The 16,535-nt window shown below is 71.2% G+C and carries 12 protein-coding genes; 9 read left to right on the top strand and 3 right to left on the bottom strand.

The window, feature by feature from the left end:
• Positions 1-340 precede the first annotated feature (340 nt).
• From tkt to AC07FN_RS05505, 8 genes are all read left to right on the top strand, one after another.
• A complete protein-coding gene (gene tkt, locus AC07FN_RS05540; RefSeq protein ID WP_478394530.1) occupies positions 341-2,437 on the top strand; it encodes a transketolase in 2,097 nt (698 codons plus the stop codon).
• A gap of 14 nt (positions 2,438-2,451) precedes the next feature.
• Positions 2,452-3,558 (top strand): transaldolase, encoded by a 1,107-nt coding sequence (gene tal, locus AC07FN_RS05535; protein ID WP_478394529.1) that lies wholly within the window; start codon positions 2,452-2,454, stop codon positions 3,556-3,558.
• Between the two features lie 164 nt (positions 3,559-3,722).
• Positions 3,723-5,357, top strand: a complete 1,635-nt coding sequence (locus tag AC07FN_RS05530) for a glucose-6-phosphate isomerase (RefSeq protein WP_478394528.1) — start codon at positions 3,723-3,725, stop codon at positions 5,355-5,357.
• On the top strand, positions 5,354-6,889 hold the full coding sequence (gene zwf, locus AC07FN_RS05525) for a glucose-6-phosphate dehydrogenase (RefSeq protein WP_478394527.1): 1,536 nt from the start codon (positions 5,354-5,356) through the stop codon (positions 6,887-6,889). Before AC07FN_RS05530 ends, zwf begins: the two co-directional genes overlap by 4 nt.
• Positions 6,886-7,854 carry a glucose-6-phosphate dehydrogenase assembly protein OpcA gene (opcA, locus tag AC07FN_RS05520; RefSeq protein WP_478394526.1) on the top strand — a complete coding sequence of 323 codons (969 nt, stop codon included), beginning with the start codon at positions 6,886-6,888 and terminating at the stop codon, positions 7,852-7,854. Before zwf ends, opcA begins: the two co-directional genes overlap by 4 nt.
• Positions 7,851-8,615 (top strand): 6-phosphogluconolactonase, encoded by a 765-nt coding sequence (gene pgl / locus AC07FN_RS05515; RefSeq protein WP_478394525.1) that lies wholly within the window; start codon positions 7,851-7,853, stop codon positions 8,613-8,615. The genes opcA and pgl overlap by 4 nt, the downstream gene beginning before the upstream one ends.
• Positions 8,616-8,751: 136 nt before the next feature.
• On the top strand, positions 8,752-9,369 hold the full coding sequence (locus tag AC07FN_RS05510; RefSeq protein WP_478394524.1) for a hypothetical protein: 618 nt from the start codon (positions 8,752-8,754) through the stop codon (positions 9,367-9,369).
• 142 nt (positions 9,370-9,511) lie between these two features.
• Positions 9,512-11,698 (top strand): NACHT domain-containing protein, encoded by a 2,187-nt coding sequence (locus tag AC07FN_RS05505; RefSeq protein WP_478394523.1) that lies wholly within the window; start codon positions 9,512-9,514, stop codon positions 11,696-11,698.
• Positions 11,699-11,989: 291 nt separating this feature from the next.
• Here AC07FN_RS05505 and AC07FN_RS05500 read toward each other — a convergent pair whose 3' ends face one another.
• Together AC07FN_RS05500 and AC07FN_RS05495 are read right to left on the bottom strand one after the other, a co-directional pair.
• Positions 11,990-12,769, bottom strand: coding sequence for an SDR family NAD(P)-dependent oxidoreductase (locus tag AC07FN_RS05500; protein ID WP_478394522.1), 780 nt, complete (start codon positions 12,767-12,769; stop codon positions 11,990-11,992).
• A gap of 48 nt (positions 12,770-12,817) precedes the next feature.
• The gene (locus tag AC07FN_RS05495) at positions 12,818-14,266 is read right to left on the bottom strand and encodes a DHA2 family efflux MFS transporter permease subunit (RefSeq protein WP_478394521.1); all 1,449 of its coding nucleotides are present in this window, start codon (positions 14,264-14,266) and stop codon (positions 12,818-12,820) included.
• Between the two features lie 237 nt (positions 14,267-14,503).
• Here AC07FN_RS05495 and AC07FN_RS05490 point away from each other — a divergent pair, with 237 nt between their 5' ends.
• Positions 14,504-15,718, top strand: coding sequence for a glycoside hydrolase family 10-like protein (locus AC07FN_RS05490; RefSeq protein ID WP_478394520.1), 1,215 nt, complete (start codon positions 14,504-14,506; stop codon positions 15,716-15,718).
• A 36-nt stretch (positions 15,719-15,754) separates the two neighbouring features.
• Here the strand turns inward: AC07FN_RS05490 and AC07FN_RS05485 are convergent, their stop codons facing one another.
• A complete protein-coding gene (locus tag AC07FN_RS05485; protein ID WP_478394519.1) occupies positions 15,755-16,516 on the bottom strand; it encodes a GntR family transcriptional regulator in 762 nt (253 codons plus the stop codon).
• Positions 16,517-16,535: the final 19 nt, after the last annotated feature.

The following is a 16,535-nucleotide window of genomic DNA, read 5'->3' as shown; positions in this document are numbered from 1 at the left end:
GTGGCCCTGGTCACGCCCCTTCCCCGGTATCCTGGCCGTGTTCCCGCCGCGATCGGGAACGGGTCGCCCCTCAGCGCAGAACAGCAGGGCACGGACAGGCGGCAGCCGAGTCTCCGACATCACCCGGATGGCGCAACCGTGGTCTCCCAGGCGCAGTGCCGGGCGCCGACCGCCGCCGCTCCCCGCGAGCAGTGGGCATCAATCCAGACGGGTCGGCACGTGGCTGATCGGACACGACTAGGCTGCCCGTCGGACGAGGGATAACCGCGGTTCGAATCGGTCCAGCACCGCATTCGCCGTCACATACGAAAACCGCCGAAGGAAACTTGGAGCTGCGTCCGTGTCCGTCACCGACGACCTTGCCCGCTTGACCACCAAGCACCTGCCCGAAGACTGGACCGAGCTGGACCAGCGCGCGGTGGACACCGCCCGCGTGCTGGCCGCCGACGCGGTGGAGAACTGCGGCAGCGGCCACCCCGGCACCGCGATGAGCCTGGCGCCCGCCGCCTACGCGCTGTTCCAGCGCGTCATGCGCCACGACCCCACCGACCCGAACTGGATCGGCCGCGACCGGTTCGTGCTGTCGGCCGGACACTCGAGCCTGACGCTGTACGTGCAGCTGTTCCTGGCCGGCTACGGCCTGGAGATGGACGACCTGAAGGCGCTGCGCAAGTGGGGTTCGAAGACCCCGGGCCACCCCGAGTACGGGCACACCGACGGCGTCGAGACCACCACCGGTCCGCTGGGCCAGGGCCTGGCCACCGCGGTCGGCATGGCGATGGCCGCCCGCCGCGAGCGCGGCCTGTACGACCCGGAGGCCGCCGCGGGTGAGAGCCCGTTCGACCACCACGTCTACGTGATCGCCTCCGACGGCGACATCGAGGAGGGCATCACCTCCGAGGCGTCGTCGCTGGCCGGTACCCAGCAGCTGGGCAACCTCACGGTGATCTACGACGCCAACGAGATCTCCATCGAGGACGACACCCGCATCGCGCTGTCCGAGGACACCGCCAAGCGGTACGAGTCCTACGGCTGGCAGGTCCTGGTGGTGCACGGCGGCGAGGACGTCAAGGGCCTGCTGGAGGCCATCGAGTCGGCCAAGGCCGAGACCTCCCGCCCGACGCTGATCGTGCTGCGCACGGTGATCGGCTACCCGGCCCCGACCAAGATGAACACCGGCAAGGCGCACGGCGCCGCGCTGGGTGCCGACGAGGTCGCCGGGGTCAAGCAGGCGCTGGGATTCGACCCGGAGCAGTCGTTCCAGGTCGACGCCGAGGTGCTGACCCACGCCCGCGAGGTCGTGGCCCGCGGCAAGGCCGCCCGCGCCGAGTGGCAGGTCGCCTTCGACAAGTGGGCCTCGGCCAACCCGGAGCGCAAGGCGCTGCTGGACCGGCTGAGCACCCGCGAGCTGCCCGCCGGCTGGCAGGAGAAGCTGCCGACCTGGGAGGCAGACGGCAAGGGCGTCGCAACCCGCAAGGCCTCCGGTGAGGTCCTCAACGCGCTGGCCGACGTGCTGCCGGAGCTGTGGGGCGGCTCGGCCGACCTGGCGGAGAGCAACAACACCACGATGAAGGGCGCCGCCTCGTTCGGCCCGGAGTCGATCTCCACCAGCACCTGGAACGCCAACCCGTACGGCCGGACGCTGCACTTCGGCATCCGCGAGCACGCGATGGGCGCGATCCTCAACGGCATCGCGCTGCACGGCGGCACCCGTCCCTACGGCGGCACCTTCCTGGTGTTCAGCGACTACATGCGCCCGGCGGTCCGGCTGGCCGCGCTGATGAAGACCCCGGTCATCTTCGTGTGGACGCACGACTCGATCGGCCTCGGCGAGGACGGCCCGACGCACCAGCCGATCGAGCACGTCGCCTCGCTGCGCGCGATCCCCGGCTTCTCGCTGGTCCGCCCGGCGGACGCCAACGAGACCGCGGCCTCGTGGAAGGCGATCCTGGAGGACCCGAGCGGCCCGGCCGGGCTGGCGCTGACCCGCCAGGGCGTGCCGACGCTGGAGGGCGTGGACGCCGACGGCGTCGCCAAGGGCGGCTACGTGCTGGCCGAGGCCGGCAACGGCAAGCCCGAGCTGGTCCTGATCGGCACCGGCTCCGAGGTCCAGCTGGCCGTCGAGGCCAGGAAGATCCTGGAGGCCGAGGGCGTTGCCACCCGCGTGGTGTCCATGCCGTGCATCGAGTGGTTCGACGCGCAGGACGAGGCCTACCGCGAGCAGGTCCTGCCGAAGGCGGTCAAGGCCCGCGTCTCGGTCGAGGCCGGCATCGCGCTGCCGTGGTACCGGTTCGTCAAGGACGCCGGCGAGTCGGTGTCCATCGAGCACTTCGGCGCCTCGGCCGACTACAAGACCCTTTACAACGAGTTCGGCATCACCGTCGACGCCGTTGTCGCGGCGGCCCGGCGCAGCCTGAGCAACGCCGAGCAGGCGTGAGCGGAGGAATTCCTGTGACCACCAACCCGAACCTCAAGGCGCTCAGCGAGGCCGGGGTCTCGATCTGGCTGGACGACCTGTCGCGCCAGCGGATCTCCTCGGGCAACCTGGCGGAGCTCATCACCGACCAGGCGGTCGTCGGCGTCACGAGCAACCCGACGATCTTCGCCAACGCGCTGTCCAACGCCGCCGACTACAACGAGAAGGTGCGCGAGCTGGCGGCCCGCGGCGCGAGCGTCGACGACGCGGTGCGCGAGCTGACCACCGCCGACGTCCGGGACGCGGCGGACATCTTCCGCAACGTCTACGAGTCGACCGGCCGCGTCGACGGCCGGGTCTCCCTGGAGGTCGACCCGCGGCTGGCGCACGACACCGACCGCACCGTGGCCGAGGCCATCGACCTGTGGAAGGCCGTGGACCGGCCGAACCTGATGGTCAAGATCCCGGCCACCCTGGCGGGCCTGCCCGCGATCACCCGCGTGCTCGCCGAGGGCATCAGCGTCAACGTCACGCTGATCTTCTCGGTGCAGCGCTACCGCGACGTGATGGACGCCTTCCTGGCCGGTCTGGAGCAGGCCAAGGCCAACGGCCACGAACTCGGCCAGATCTCCTCCGTCGCGTCGTTCTTCGTGTCCCGGGTGGACACCGAGATCGACAAGCGGCTGGCGAAGATCGAGGGCGGCGAGGAGCTGCGCGGCAAGGCCGCGATCGCCAACGCCCGGCTGGCCTACGCGGCCTACCTGGAGGTCTTCTCCTCCGAGCGCTGGAAAGCGCTGGAGGCCGACGGCGCCAAGGCGCAGCGTCCGCTGTGGGCGTCCACCGGTGTGAAGGACCCGTCCTACTCCGACACGCGCTACGTGGACGAGCTGGTCGCGGCGAACACGGTGAACACCATGCCGGAGGCGACCCTGAAGGCCACCGCCGACCATGCCGACGTGCGCGGCGACCTGGTCACCGGCACGGCCGCCGCCTCGCAGCAGGTCTTCGACGACCTCGCGAAGATCGGCATCGACCTCGACGACGCCTTCGCGGTGCTGGAGAGCGAGGGCGTCGAGAAGTTCGAGAAGTCCTGGACCGAACTGCTGGAGACCGTCAGCCAGCAGCTGGCCCAGTCCGAGTAACGAACAGCCGAAGTCTCCGGGAATTCCGGGCCGGTGCGCATCTGCCGCACCGGCCCGGATCGGCGACACTGTGGTCGCACGAAGTTGGCTTCCAAGATCGAACTCCGGAAAAGCAGGTCGAACTGGGGTTCGAGTCCAACTAAATCGAGCGCTGAAGGAACTACATGGCAACCGAAACCTCCGTCGACATTCGCGATGTGGCGCTAGCGGCCGAGGCCCGACCGCTGGTCGAGCAGTTGGCCGCCGATGCGGTTGCCGGCAAGCTCGCCGCCCAGGACGCCACGCTGTGGGGCCCGGACGCGGAGAGCGAGGCATCCATCCGGCTGTCCTGGACGACGCTGCACGAGAGCTCGCGTCCGCTGCTCGCCGAGATCGACGCGCTGCGCGCCGAACTGCACGCCGAGGGCCTGGACCGCATCGTGCTGGCCGGGATGGGTGGCTCGTCGCTGGCTCCGGAGGTGATCACCGCGACCGCCGGCGTGCCGCTGGTCGTGCTGGACACCACCGACCCCGGGCAGGTCGCCGACGCGCTGTCCGGTGATCTCGACCGGACCGTGCTGGTGGTCTCCTCGAAGTCGGGCACGACCGTCGAGACCGACAGCCACCGCCGGATCTTCGAGCGGGCTTTCACGCAAAACGGAATCGATCCTGTGACCCGCATCATCGTGGTCACCGACCCCGGTTCGCCGATGGAGTCGGCGGCGCGCGAGGCGGGCTACCGCAAGGTCTTCACCGCCGACCCGCACGTGGGCGGCCGCTACTCGGCGCTGACCGCCTTCGGCCTGGTGCCCGCCGGACTGGCCGGTGCCGACGTCGCCGCGCTGCTGGACGACGCGGCCGCCGCGTTCGGGCGGCTGAGCGCCGATGACGCCGGCAACCCGGCGTTGCAGCTGGCCGCGGCGCTGAGCGCCGCGCACGCCAAGGGCGCCGAGAAGGTCGTGTTCGCCGACACCGGCTCGGGCATCAAGGGCTTCGGCGACTGGGTCGAGCAGCTGATCGCCGAGTCGACCGGCAAGAACGGCACCGGCCTGCTGCCGGTGGTCGTGGAGAACACCGAGGCCCCCGGCTTCGCCGACGCCGGTCTGGACGCGACGACCGTGGCCGTCGGGCCGGCCGTCGACAGCGCTCGGATCAGCACCACCGGCCCGCTGGGCGGCATGTTCCTGCTGTGGGAGTTCGCGACCGCGGTGGCCGGCCGGCTGCTGGGCATCGACCCGTTCGACCAGCCGGACGTCGAGGCCGCGAAGAAGGCCGCGAGGGCGCTGCTGGACGGCCCGGCCGGTGGCCCGGCCGCGACCCCGGCGGTGGTCGACGGCTCGGTCGAGGTGCACGCCTCCGGCGACTGGCTGACCGCAGGCGTCGGCACCGTGGCCGAGGCGCTGCGGGCGTTCCTGGCCACCGCGCCGGAGCGCGGCTACCTTTCGGTGCAGGCGTACCTGGACCGACTCGACGACGCCTCGACCGCGGTGCTGCGGCCGGAGCTGGCGCGCCGCACCGGGCTGCAGACGACGTTCGGCTGGGGCCCGCGGTTCTTGCACTCCACCGGCCAGTACCACAAGGGCGGCCACCAGAACGGCGTGTTCCTGCAGATCACCGGCGCCGCCGAAGAGGACCTGGAGGTGCCGGACCGGCCGTACACCCTGGCCGAGCTGCAGCGCGCCCAGGCGCTCGGCGACGGGCAGGTGCTCGCCAACCGGGGCCGGCCGGTGCTGCGCCTGCACCTCACCGACCGGGCGGCCGGGCTCGTCGAGCTGGTCAAGGCCGTGCAGGATCTGCGCTCCTTGGAGGACCGGGCGTGACTCAAAGCGAACAGTGGCACAACCCGCTGCGCGACCCGCGGGACAAGCGGCTGCCCAGGATCGCAGGCCCGTGCGGGCTGACGATCTTCGGCGTGACCGGTGACCTCTCCCGCAAGAAGCTGATGCCGGCGATCTACGACCTCGCCAACCGCGGCCTGCTGCCGCCGGGCTTCGCGCTGACCGGCTTCGCCCGCCGCGACTGGGCCGACCAGGACTTCGGCCAGGTCGTCTACGACGCGGTCAAGGAGCACGCGCGGACCCCGTTCCACCAGAACGTCTGGGACCGGCTGGCGGAGGGCATCCGGTTCGTGCCCGGCTCGTTCGACGACGACGCCGCGTTCGACCGGCTCGCCGCCACGGTCAAGGAACTCGACGCCGACCGGGGCACCGGCGGCAACCACGCGTTCTACCTGTCGGTGCCGCCGTCGGCGTTCCCGACGGTGCTCAAGCAGCTGTCGCGGTCCGGGCTGACCGAGCCGACCGACGAGAGCTGGCGGCGGGTGGTCATCGAGAAACCGTTCGGCCACGACCTGGAGAGCGCGCGGCACCTCAACGGCATCGTCAACGAGGTGTTCCCCGAGGAGTCGGTGTTCCGCATCGACCACTACCTCGGCAAGGAGACGGTGCAGAACATCCTGGCGCTGCGCTTCGCGAACCAGCTGTTCGAGCCGATCTGGAACGCGCACTACGTGGACCACGTGCAGATCACCATGGCCGAGGACATCGGCCTGGGCGGGCGCGCCGGCTACTACGACGGCATCGGCGCGGCGCGCGACGTGATCCAGAACCACCTGCTGCAGCTGCTGGCGTTCACCGCGATGGAGGAGCCGGTCTCCTTCTCGCCGCAGGACCTGCGCGCGGAGAAGGTCAAGGTGCTGTCGGCGACCAAGCCGGTCGGGCCGTTCGACGAGACCACCGCCCGCGGCCAGTACACCGGCGGCTGGCAGGGCGGTTCGCTGGTGCCGGGCCTGCACGAGGAGGGCGGTTTCGCGTCCGACTCGGTCACCGAGACCTACGCGGCGATCACCTTGGAGGTGGAGAGCCGGCGGTGGGCCGGGGTGCCGTTCTACCTGCGCACCGGCAAGCGGCTGGGCCGCCGGGTCACCGAGATCGCGGTGGTCTTCAAGCGCGCCCCGCACCTGCCGTTCGACAGCACGATGACCGAGGAGCTCGGGCAGAACGCCCTGGTGATCCGGGTGCAGCCGGACGAGGGCATCACGATGCGCTTCGGTGCGAAGGTGCCGGGCACCTCGATGGAGGTGCGCGACGTGACCATGGACTTCGGTTACGGGCACGCGTTCACCGAGTCCTCGCCGGAGGCCTACGAGCGGCTGATCCTGGACGTGCTGCTCGGCGAGCCGTCGCTGTTCCCGGTGAACGAGGAAGTCGAACTGTCCTGGCAGATCCTGGACCCGGTGCTGGAGCACTGGGCCGCCCGCGGCAAGCCCCAGCCGTACAAGGCCGGGACGTGGGGTCCGCCGTCGGCGGACGCGATGCTGGCCCGAACCGGACGCGTCTGGAGGCGACCGTGATCATCGATCTGCCGTCCACCACCACTTCGCAGGTCAACAAGAAGCTGGTCGAACTGCGCGAGTCCGGTGGTGCGGTCGCGCTGGGCCGGGTGCTGACGCTGGTGATCGTCACCGGCGACGGCACCGAGGTGGAGAAGGCCATCCAGGCCGCCAACGACGCCAGCCGGGAGCACCCGTGCCGGGTGATCGTGGTGGCCAGCGGGGCGCGGCAGGCCGCGCCCCGGCTGGACGCCCAGATCCGCGTCGGCGGCGACGCGGGCGCGTCGGAGGTCATCGTGCTGCGGCTGTACGGGCCGCTGGCCGACGAGGGCGCGGGCTCGGTGGTGCCGCTGCTGCTGCCGGACGCCCCGGTGGTCGCCTGGTGGCCCACGGACGCACCGGAAAGCCCCGCGAAGGACCCGATCGGCGCGCTGTCGCACCGGCGGATCACCGACGCGGCGGCCGACGGCGACCCGATCGCCTCGCTGCAGAATCGCGTCAAGTCCTATGCGGACGGTGACACGGATCTGGCCTGGACCCGGCTGACCTCGTGGCGCGCGGTGCTGGCGGCGGCGCTGGACCTGCCGCCGCACGACGCGGTCACGGCCGCCACGGTCACCGGCGCGGCGGACTCGCCGTCGACCGACCTGCTGGCCGCGTGGCTGGCCAGTTACCTGGGCATCCCGGTCCGCCGGGTGGAGCACCCGCGCGGGCCGGGCATCGTCTCGGCGGTGCTGGAGCGCCCGTCGGGCAACGTGGAGATCGTCCGCCCGGACGGCAAGGTCGGGACGCTGACCCAGCCCGGCCAGCCGGACCGGCGGGTGTCGCTGCACCGCCGCGAGGTGCGCGACTGCCTCACCGAGGAGCTGCGCCGCCTCGACCCGGACGAGATCTACGAGGCAACCCTGCAGGGCCTGGACAAGATCGTGCGCGGCGGAGACGAACCGGCGGCGGAGGTCGCCGAGTCGGCAGAGGCCGGTTCATGAGCCGACCGGAAGTGGTCGTGCACGCAACCGGCGAACTGCTGGCCGCCGCGGCGGCGGCCCGGCTGATCACCAGGATCGTCGACGCGCAGGCCGCGCACGGCGTGGCGTCGGTGGTGCTCACCGGTGGCCGGACGGGCATCGGCGTGCTCGAACAGGTCAACCGCTCCCCCGCCCGGGACGCGGTGGACTGGGCGAACGTGGACGTGTACTGGGGCGACGAGCGGTTCCTGCCGGACGGCGACCCGGACCGCAACGAGACCCAGGCCCGCCACGCCCTGCTCGACCACGTCCCGGTCGCCCCGGAGCGGGTGCACGCGATGGCGCCGTCGGACGGCAAGTTCGGCCCGGACGCCGATGCGGCGGCGGCGCACTACGCGGAGGTGCTCGCGACCACGGCGTCGCGGGCGACCGACATCGCGGTGCCGCACTTCGACGTCCTGCTGCTGGGCGTCGGCGAGGAGGGGCACACGGCGTCGCTGTTCCCGGACACGCCGTACGTGCGGGAGGCCGAGCGGACGGTGGTGGGCGTGCACGACTGCCCGAAGCCGCCGCCGACCCGGATCTCCCTGACGCTCCCGGCGATCCGGGCGGCTTCGGAGGTCTGGCTGATGACCACGGGCGAGGCGAAGGCCGAGCCGGTGGCGGCGGCGCTGGGCGGGGCGGAGCCGGTGGACATCCCGGCGGCGGGAGCCCGCGGCCGGGACCGGACCCTGTGGCTGCTGGACCCGACCGCGGCATCGGCCGTCCCGACCGGAGGCTGATCCCCCGAGGCGACGGGCATCTCCGAGCACGAGTCGCTCGGAGGTGCCCGTCACTCGTTCCGCAGGTCGCACATCTGGTGGCGGGACGTTGATCGTTCCGGTTCCGCGGGTGGTCCCGCTGGTTCAGACTGGGCCGGTGCACCAGGAACGAGATGTGGCCCCGGAGTTCGTCGTCGAGATCGATGCCCGGATGGTCGCCCAGGGACGCAGGTTCATCCTGCGGTCGCGGCGCACCTCCGCTTGGATTTCGTCGATCGCCGCCGGGCTCATCATCGGACTCGGCGGCGGCAGCGCGCTGGTGCTCCCCGGCAACTGGCCGACGATGCTGCTGATCGCGTTGCCCGGCCTGTTCCTCGCGCTCGACGCCGGACGCCAGTTCACCGCGGTGCGACGCCTGCGGGAGACGTGGCAACGAGCCGGGATTCCCGCGGTGGCGATGCGATTCTCGGACGCGGGACTGCACTGCAGCAACGAGGCGGCACCGGCCGTCTTCCTCCCCTGGCCCGCGATCGCCGGGATCCACCTCAAACGACGGCTCGGCCAACCGCTGCTCGCGCTGGAACTCGCGCCCGGCGCAGCCGCGACGCCGGGCGTTGTGGGGCTGGACCATCCCGACGTCCAGCGCGCACTGCGCACGAAGACGTTCGGCGTCCGCGGCCTGTGGTTCGGAGTCCGCCCGCTCCGGCAGCCCCTCGAACAGATCGACCGGGCATTCGCCCACTTCACCGGCGGCCGGCTGCGCTGCCTGCCCTGAACGCACCGGCTCGAGAGCGTTCCAATCCGCGTGAGCGGGAACAATCCGCTGCGGGCGCTGGGTAATCTTCCGCGTTATGCGCCGTGCACGAGGTCGACTTCTTCGCGTCTGCGCATTCGTGCTGGGGATTTCCGTCAGCGCCGTGCTGTTGCCGACCGCCATCAACATCGGCACCGGCGGCAGCGCACCGGCGTTCCTCGCGCCGTACACCGGCTGGACCTGGCCGGTCATCGGTGTGCTGTGGGCCGTTTCCGTGGTCGTCGGGTTGTGGGAGATGCTGGCGCGCCAGCAGTCGGCCATCACCAGCCGCCCCGTCGATCACCCGCGCAACCGGCCGAACGCGCTGGACCGCGTCGAGCGCTACGTCGATCAGCGGTTCTCGCAGTCGCTCGCCGCCAAAGCGCGGATCGAACTGGACCTCGACGAACGGCCGGACGCGGTCATCCGCCCGCAATCCCTGACGGTGCAACCGGTCGGCGGTGCCGAGAAGGCCATCGCGTCGAACGCGCCGATCTCCGAGGTCTTCGACGAGCTCCACCAGTCCATGCTCATCCTCGGCGATCCCGGCGCGGGCAAGACCACGCTGCTGCTGGAGCTCGCTCACGCACTGGTCGGACGCGCCCGGCGGGACCCGGAGCAGCCGATCCCAGTGCTGGTCGACCTCTCGGGGTGGCCCGGCACCGACGACAAGAAGCGCGGGCCGAACGATTTCGTCCAGTGGCTGCGCGACGAACTGCGGCGCAGGTACACCATTCCGCACGCGGTCACCGAGGCCTGGCTCGCCGCGGGAAAGCTGGCGTTGTTGCTCGACGGTCTCGACGAGGTGGCCCCGGAACACCGCGAGGAGTGCGGCCGCGAGCTGAACTCCTTGCCGCAGAAGGTGTTCGTGCCGCAGATCGCGGTGTGCAGCCGCCTGGGCGAGTACGACAGGCTGCCCGAACGGCTCAGCCTGCACGGCGCGGTGCGCATCCAGCCGCTGACCCGCCGCCGGCTGGCGGAGTACTTCGAGGGCACCGGGCGGGGGCTCGGCGGCGTCCGGTCGATGCTGACCAGCGACCCGGAGCTGTGGGAACTGCTGGACTCCCCGCTGATGCTCAACATCATGGCCCTGGCCGTGCAGGGAGCCGACGGCGAGCAACTGCGGGCCGAGGACACCACCACCGCCCGCCGGGAGCTGTTCGACGCCTACGTCTGCGAGGTGCTGGCGCGCCGTGTCACCCCGCCGTCCCGCTACACGCCCCGGGAGACCATCCGCGCGTTGTGGTTCCTGGCGATGCTGGCCCGGGACTCCTACCGCGGGAACGCGGCGTTGCGGATCCGGTTCCTGTCCAACCTCGACTGGTACAAGTGCGTCCCGCTCGACGTCAACGTGGCGACCACGGGCGTTTTCATACCGGTGGCGCTGGGAGCTTTCACCGCGCCGATCGTGCTCGCCGCAATGGTGCGGTTCGGCCTGTTCGCGGGCGTGGTCACCGCGTGCGCCGCAGCTGTGGCGACAGCCGTGACCAGCGACGAAGCGCTCACGCCCGCCCGTGCACGGCCGTTGCCGCACCTGGCGAAGACCGTCCGCTCCGCAGTGGTCGTCGGCCTGACGGCCGGGCCTGGCACGATCGGCCTCGTGCTGGCGGTGCGCTGGATCCTCGCCGATGTCCCCGCACCGGTTTGCGCCGCCATCGTCGCCGCTGGCGCCGCCGTCAGCGCCGGGCTCACCGCATCTGTCTATTTCGTGGCGGAAGCCGTCACCGCGTGGTTGGTCGGGCTCGCGTCCGGCCTAGCGGCAGTGGGGCTGGCGCTGTGGATCGGCCCGACCGAAGAACTGGTGGGCGGCTGGGTGATCGGCCTGGCGGGCAGCGCCTTCATCGGAACGATGGTCTTGGGCACGGACCAGTTCTGCATCTCGCGGCTGACCCGGGATGCGCCGAGGAACTGGGGCTTCATCAAGCAGAACGTGCTCTGCGTGGTCGCGGGAGCGCTCGTCGCCGTGTTGCCGGGCATCGTCGTGGGCTCACCGCCCGACTCCCGGTTCCTCGGGTTCGCCTTCGGGTTGGTGGTCGGCGGCTGCGGGCTCCTCGCCTGGGAAGACGGTCCAGGAGCGTCGCTGCTCGGCCTGCTGGTTTTCCGGCTCACCGGCTACCTGCCGCCCAGGCGGCGCGACTTCCTCTCGCACGCCGCGGACCGGAGCCTGCTGAGCCGATCGGACGGCGAGTGGCGGTTCGTGCACCTGCTGGTGCGCGACCACCTCGCCGAATGCGATCCGGCCCTGCTCGGCGCCCGAGCCGAGCAGCGGGCCCGGGAACTGGCCGGGAACCGCTCCCGCCAGGCGGCGTGACGGCCGGGTTCATTCATGCCGGCGACCGCAACCGAGCGGTCGCCCGTTCAGCGCCGCCGGTCGGCGAGGCGGTCACGGAGGGGCGCTGTTCCGGCTGCGGTTCGGAACCCCCCGGATCGGGTGAGGGAGTTCTTCGCCATCCCGGCACGAGGCGCGCCGATCTTCTCCGGATCAGGGCGACCGGCGCAGAAGCGGGTATGACCGGTCCGAACCGCCCGAGCCGGCCACGGGCCGTGGGTCTTGTGGGTCGCCATGGCGGCCCACAAGACCCACCTCCCTGGCAGCGGCGGGTTAGGCGGTCTTGAGCATTCCGCCGTCGATGACGAGGTCCGAGCCGCTGATGTTCGGCACCTCCCCGGATGCCAGGAACGCCACCAGGGCAGCCACCTCCTCCGGCGCGGTGAAGCTGCCCGTGGAGACGCCGAGGTTCGCGGGAATCTGTTCGAGGAAGTCCGCCAACGGCACGCCCGCCTGCTGGGCCAGCGCTTCTCCGGTGCTGCCCGGATCGGTCCAGACGCCGGTGAGGACCGGCCCGGGGGAAATCGTGTTGACGCGCACGCCCTGCGGACCGAATTCCTCGGCCAGGGCCTTCCCGAGGTTGGTCAGCGCGGCTTTCGCCGCCGAGTAGGCCACCAGGTGGGGCAGCGCGAGGCGGGCGTTGACGGAGCCGATGTTGATCACTGCCCCACGGTGTTCCAGCAGGCTGGGCATCGCGGCCCGGGTCGCCCGCACGGCGCTGAGGAAGGCGATTCCGAGCACGTCGTCCCAGGCCTGGTCGTCGACCGACAGGAAACCGCCCGCTTGGGCGGCAGTGCTGGAGACGTTGTTCACCAGGATGTCCACGCGGCCGAACAGGCCCAGCGCGTGGTCTACCAGCCGCTCCGGCCCGGCGGGGTCGCCGAGGTCCACGGTGCAGACGTGCGGGGTGGCCTCGGCCAGTTCCGGGCTGGTGGTGCGGGCACCGCCCACGACGTTGGCGCCCCGGTCGGCCAGTTCACGAACGATGGCGAGGCCGATGCCCCGGCTGGCGCCCGAAACGATGGCCGTCTTGCCCTTGAAGGAGTTGTCCACTTCTCTCCGATCGTTGTTGAAATCACCCGCGCGGAGCGGGAAGACGAATCAGCCCGCCCGGGTCTCCCTGCCCGGCAGGCGAACGGCTACTGCGGCGCCGAGCACGCAGATCCCCAAAGGCCACCAGAAGGCCCCGCCATAGGCCTGGGTGATCGCGGCGTGACCCGCGAGCCGCTGCTGCACCACGACGGCCAGCACCGCTGTCGAGACCGATCCGCCCAACTGGATGGAAGCGATCAGCGCGCTGCTCGCCCGGCCGGTGTCTTCCGGGGCGATGCTTGCGAATCCGGAAGACAGGGCGGGCGCGAGCGTGGCACCCAGGCCGATCCCGCGCACCAGGAGCGAGCAGACGAGCAGCGCGGTGCCCTCACGCGGGTCGAGCTGGGTGAAGGCGATGGTGCCCAGGGCCGCGAGGACCATTCCGGCCAGAACCACCGCGCGCGGGCCGAATCGGGCGACGAGCCGGGAAACCACCGGCAGGATCAGCACCGTGCCCACGCCCTGCGGCGCCAGCAGCAGGCCGGATGTCCAGGCGTCGAACCCGCCGGCCTGCTGGAAGAACAGCGGCAGCACGAACATGACGCCGTACACCGAGGCCCCGAACAGGAACGCAGTGGCGGCGGACGCGGCGAACCGACCGCTGGCGAACAGCCGCACGTCGACCAGCGGCACACCGCGCATCCGCAGCGCATGCACCACGTACGCGAGCAGCAGCACCGTGCCGACGCCGAACGAAACCAGCACGACCGGCGAGGCGATCCCGCCGTCGCTGGTCATCTGGGACAGCCCCAGCAGCAGTCCCGCGAGCGAGGTCGGCAGCAGCACCGTGCCGGTCAGGTCCAGCCGGGAGGCGGCGCGCTCGTGCCGAGACGGGTCGGCAAGCAGGATCCGTTGCGCCAGCACCGCGCACAGCAGGACGAACGGCACGTTGATCCAGAACAGCCACTCCCAGCCAAGCCGGTCGATGAGCACCCCACCTACCATCGGCCCGAAGACCGGGGCCAGGGTGATCGGGATCTGGACCAGGCTCATCACGATCGTGGCCCGCCGCGGACCCGCAGCCCGAGCCAGCACGGTCAGCATGATCGGCTCGAACAAGCCGCCACCGAGGCCTTGCAGGACCCGCGCACCGATCAGCACGCCCACCGACGGGGCAACAGCGGTCAGCACGCAACCGGCCAGGAAAACCGCCAGCGATGCCTGCCACAGCGCTTTCTCCCCGAAGCGGTCCATCGCCCAGCCGGCGACCGGAATGACGACCGCGATCGCCAGCAGGTACGCCGTGCTCACCCACTGGACGGTGGACAGCGGGACCTCGAACGTCTCGGCCAGCCGGCCGATGCCCACCGAAACCAGCGTCGTGCTCAGCAGTGCCAGGACCCCGCCGAGCGCCAACACCGAGCCGAGCAAGAACAGTGCCCGCCCCGAATGTTCCTCCCCCGCAAGCACTTCGGACGCCGATGACGAGGTCTGCGCGTCCGACGCGTGTGCTGCCACCGTCTCCTCCAGTCCTGACTTCGCCGGCTGAGCTGCATCGGGCTGGGCGAAGATCCGCGGTTGCGTTGAGTCGATGTAACCGCTGCGGAGCCGTCGGTTCCGGCGGGATTCGGACCTCGTCCTGTCTGGACCACCCGGATCGGGTGACGTGGTAATTCCTCGCCATCGGCGCGCGGGGCCGGGTGTTGGTCGTACGCTGTGGCGCGCAGTTGTCGATCAGCGGCGAGGTGAGCTGAGATGACCCGCACGCAGGGGTTGCGTCGGATCCGGGCAGACGTGATGGGGCTGGCGCTGGGGTTGGTGGCGATCCTGCTCGGGCTCTTCGGGACCACCGGGGCGGCGGCGAAGGAGCCGACCACCGCGATGCGCGGGATGTGGATCGCCGGGGTGGAGAACATCGACTGGCCGAGCAGGCCGGGGCTTTCCGCCGCGCAGCAGCAGGACGAGTACCGGAAGCTGCTCGACCAGGCCGCCGCGAACAAGCTGAACGCCGTGTTCGTCCAGGTGCGGCCGACCGCCGACGCGTTCTGGCCGTCGCCGCACGAACCGTGGTCGCACTGGTTGACCGGGCAGCAGGGCCGTGATCCCGGCTACGACCCGCTGCGGTTCATGGTCGACGAGGCGCACCGGCGCGGCCTGCAGTTCCACGCCTGGTTCAACCCGTACCGGATCAGCATGACCGACGACCCGCAGGCGCTCGTCCCGGAGCACCCGGCCCGCAAGCACCCGGAGTGGACCTTCGCCTACGGCGGCAAGCTCTACTACGACCCGGGCGTGCCTGCGGCCCGCGAGTTCGTGACCCGCGCGATCATGCACGCGGTCGAGAACTACGACGTCGACGGCGTGCACCTGGACGACTACTTCTACCCCTACCCCGTCGAGGGCCAGAAGGTCCCGGACGAGAAGACCTTCGCCGAGCACGGCAAGGACTTCGACGACATCGGGGACTGGCGCCGGCACAACGTCGACCAGCTGGTGGCGGACCTCGACGCCCGGGTGCACCGGGCCAAGCCGGACGCGAAGTTCGGCGTCAGCCCGTTCGGCATCTGGCGCAACGCGTCCAGCGACCCGGCCGGCTCGGACACCAAGGGCCTGGAGTCGTACTCGGCGATCTACGCCGACACCCGCAAGTGGGTGCGGGAGGGCTGGGTCGACTACATCGCCCCGCAGGTCTACTGGCAGATCGGCCACCCGGCCGCCGACTACGCCGCCCTGATCCCGTGGTGGTCCAAGACGGTCTCGGGCACCGGCGTGGACCTCTACATCGGCCAGGCCGCCTACCGGGTCGGCAAGGAGGGCTGGACCGACCCCGGCGAGCTCTCCGCCCACCTGGCGCTCAACAGCCACTACCGCGGCGTCAAGGGCGACATCTACTTCAGCGCGAAGTCGCTGACCACCAACGCCGCCGAAGCCATGGCGCGCGTCGTCGAGGAGCACTACTCGGACCGCTGAGCCGCCATCCCCGCCGGAACCGCGGCGGGCACCTGGTCAGGCGGTGGGGTCTTCGCGGTAGATCTGGAGGCGGAGATCGCGCGCCTTGGTCATGTGGTCCCGGGCCAGGTCGTGGGCCCGGGCCACGTCGCGTTGTTCGATCGCGTCGATCAGGGCCCGGTGTTCGTCGAGGGCTTCCGCCCAGCGGCCCTGGACCTTGAGGGTGGTCGCCGGGTAGCGGGTCAGGTGGTTGTTCAGGCGGGTCAGCAGATCGACGATGGTGCCGTTGTGACTGGCCACCCAGATCGCTTCGTGCACCGCCCGGTTGGCCGCCGCCATCGCCGCCGGGTCGTCGGTCGAGGTGCCGTCCATCGCCGCCTGGGCGCGGCGGATGCGGATCAGGTCGAACTCGCTGTGCCGCTGGGCGGCCGCTGATGCCGCGGTGGCCTCCAGGGAGATCCGGACCTCGTAGATCTCGAGGATCTCCTCCGGGCTTCGAGTGCGGACCCGCATGCCGCGGTCGCCCCGCTCGACCAGTCCGTCCTGTTCCAGGCGGCGCAGCGCCTCGCGCACCGGCGTGCGGCTGGTGCCGTACCGCTCCGCCAGGGCCAGCTCCACCAGCTGGGCACCGGTCTCGAAGGTGCCGTCGACGATCTCGCCGCGCAGCCGGTCGTACACCTCGGACAGCGTCGTCACTCCTTCTGCCGCGATCACCTCGTGAGCGCCGACCCCGGCTCTTACCGGCACGACCCACTCACGACTACGTTCGGTCCGGTGCGTGGCGCCTTCGCGCCGGGCGGACCCGGTCGAAGGCGCCACGCCGAGCACCGAACGCAAA

The organism is Saccharopolyspora sp. NPDC045941 (genome assembly GCF_056431445.1).
This window is presented reverse-complemented; position numbering and strand designations above follow the sequence as displayed.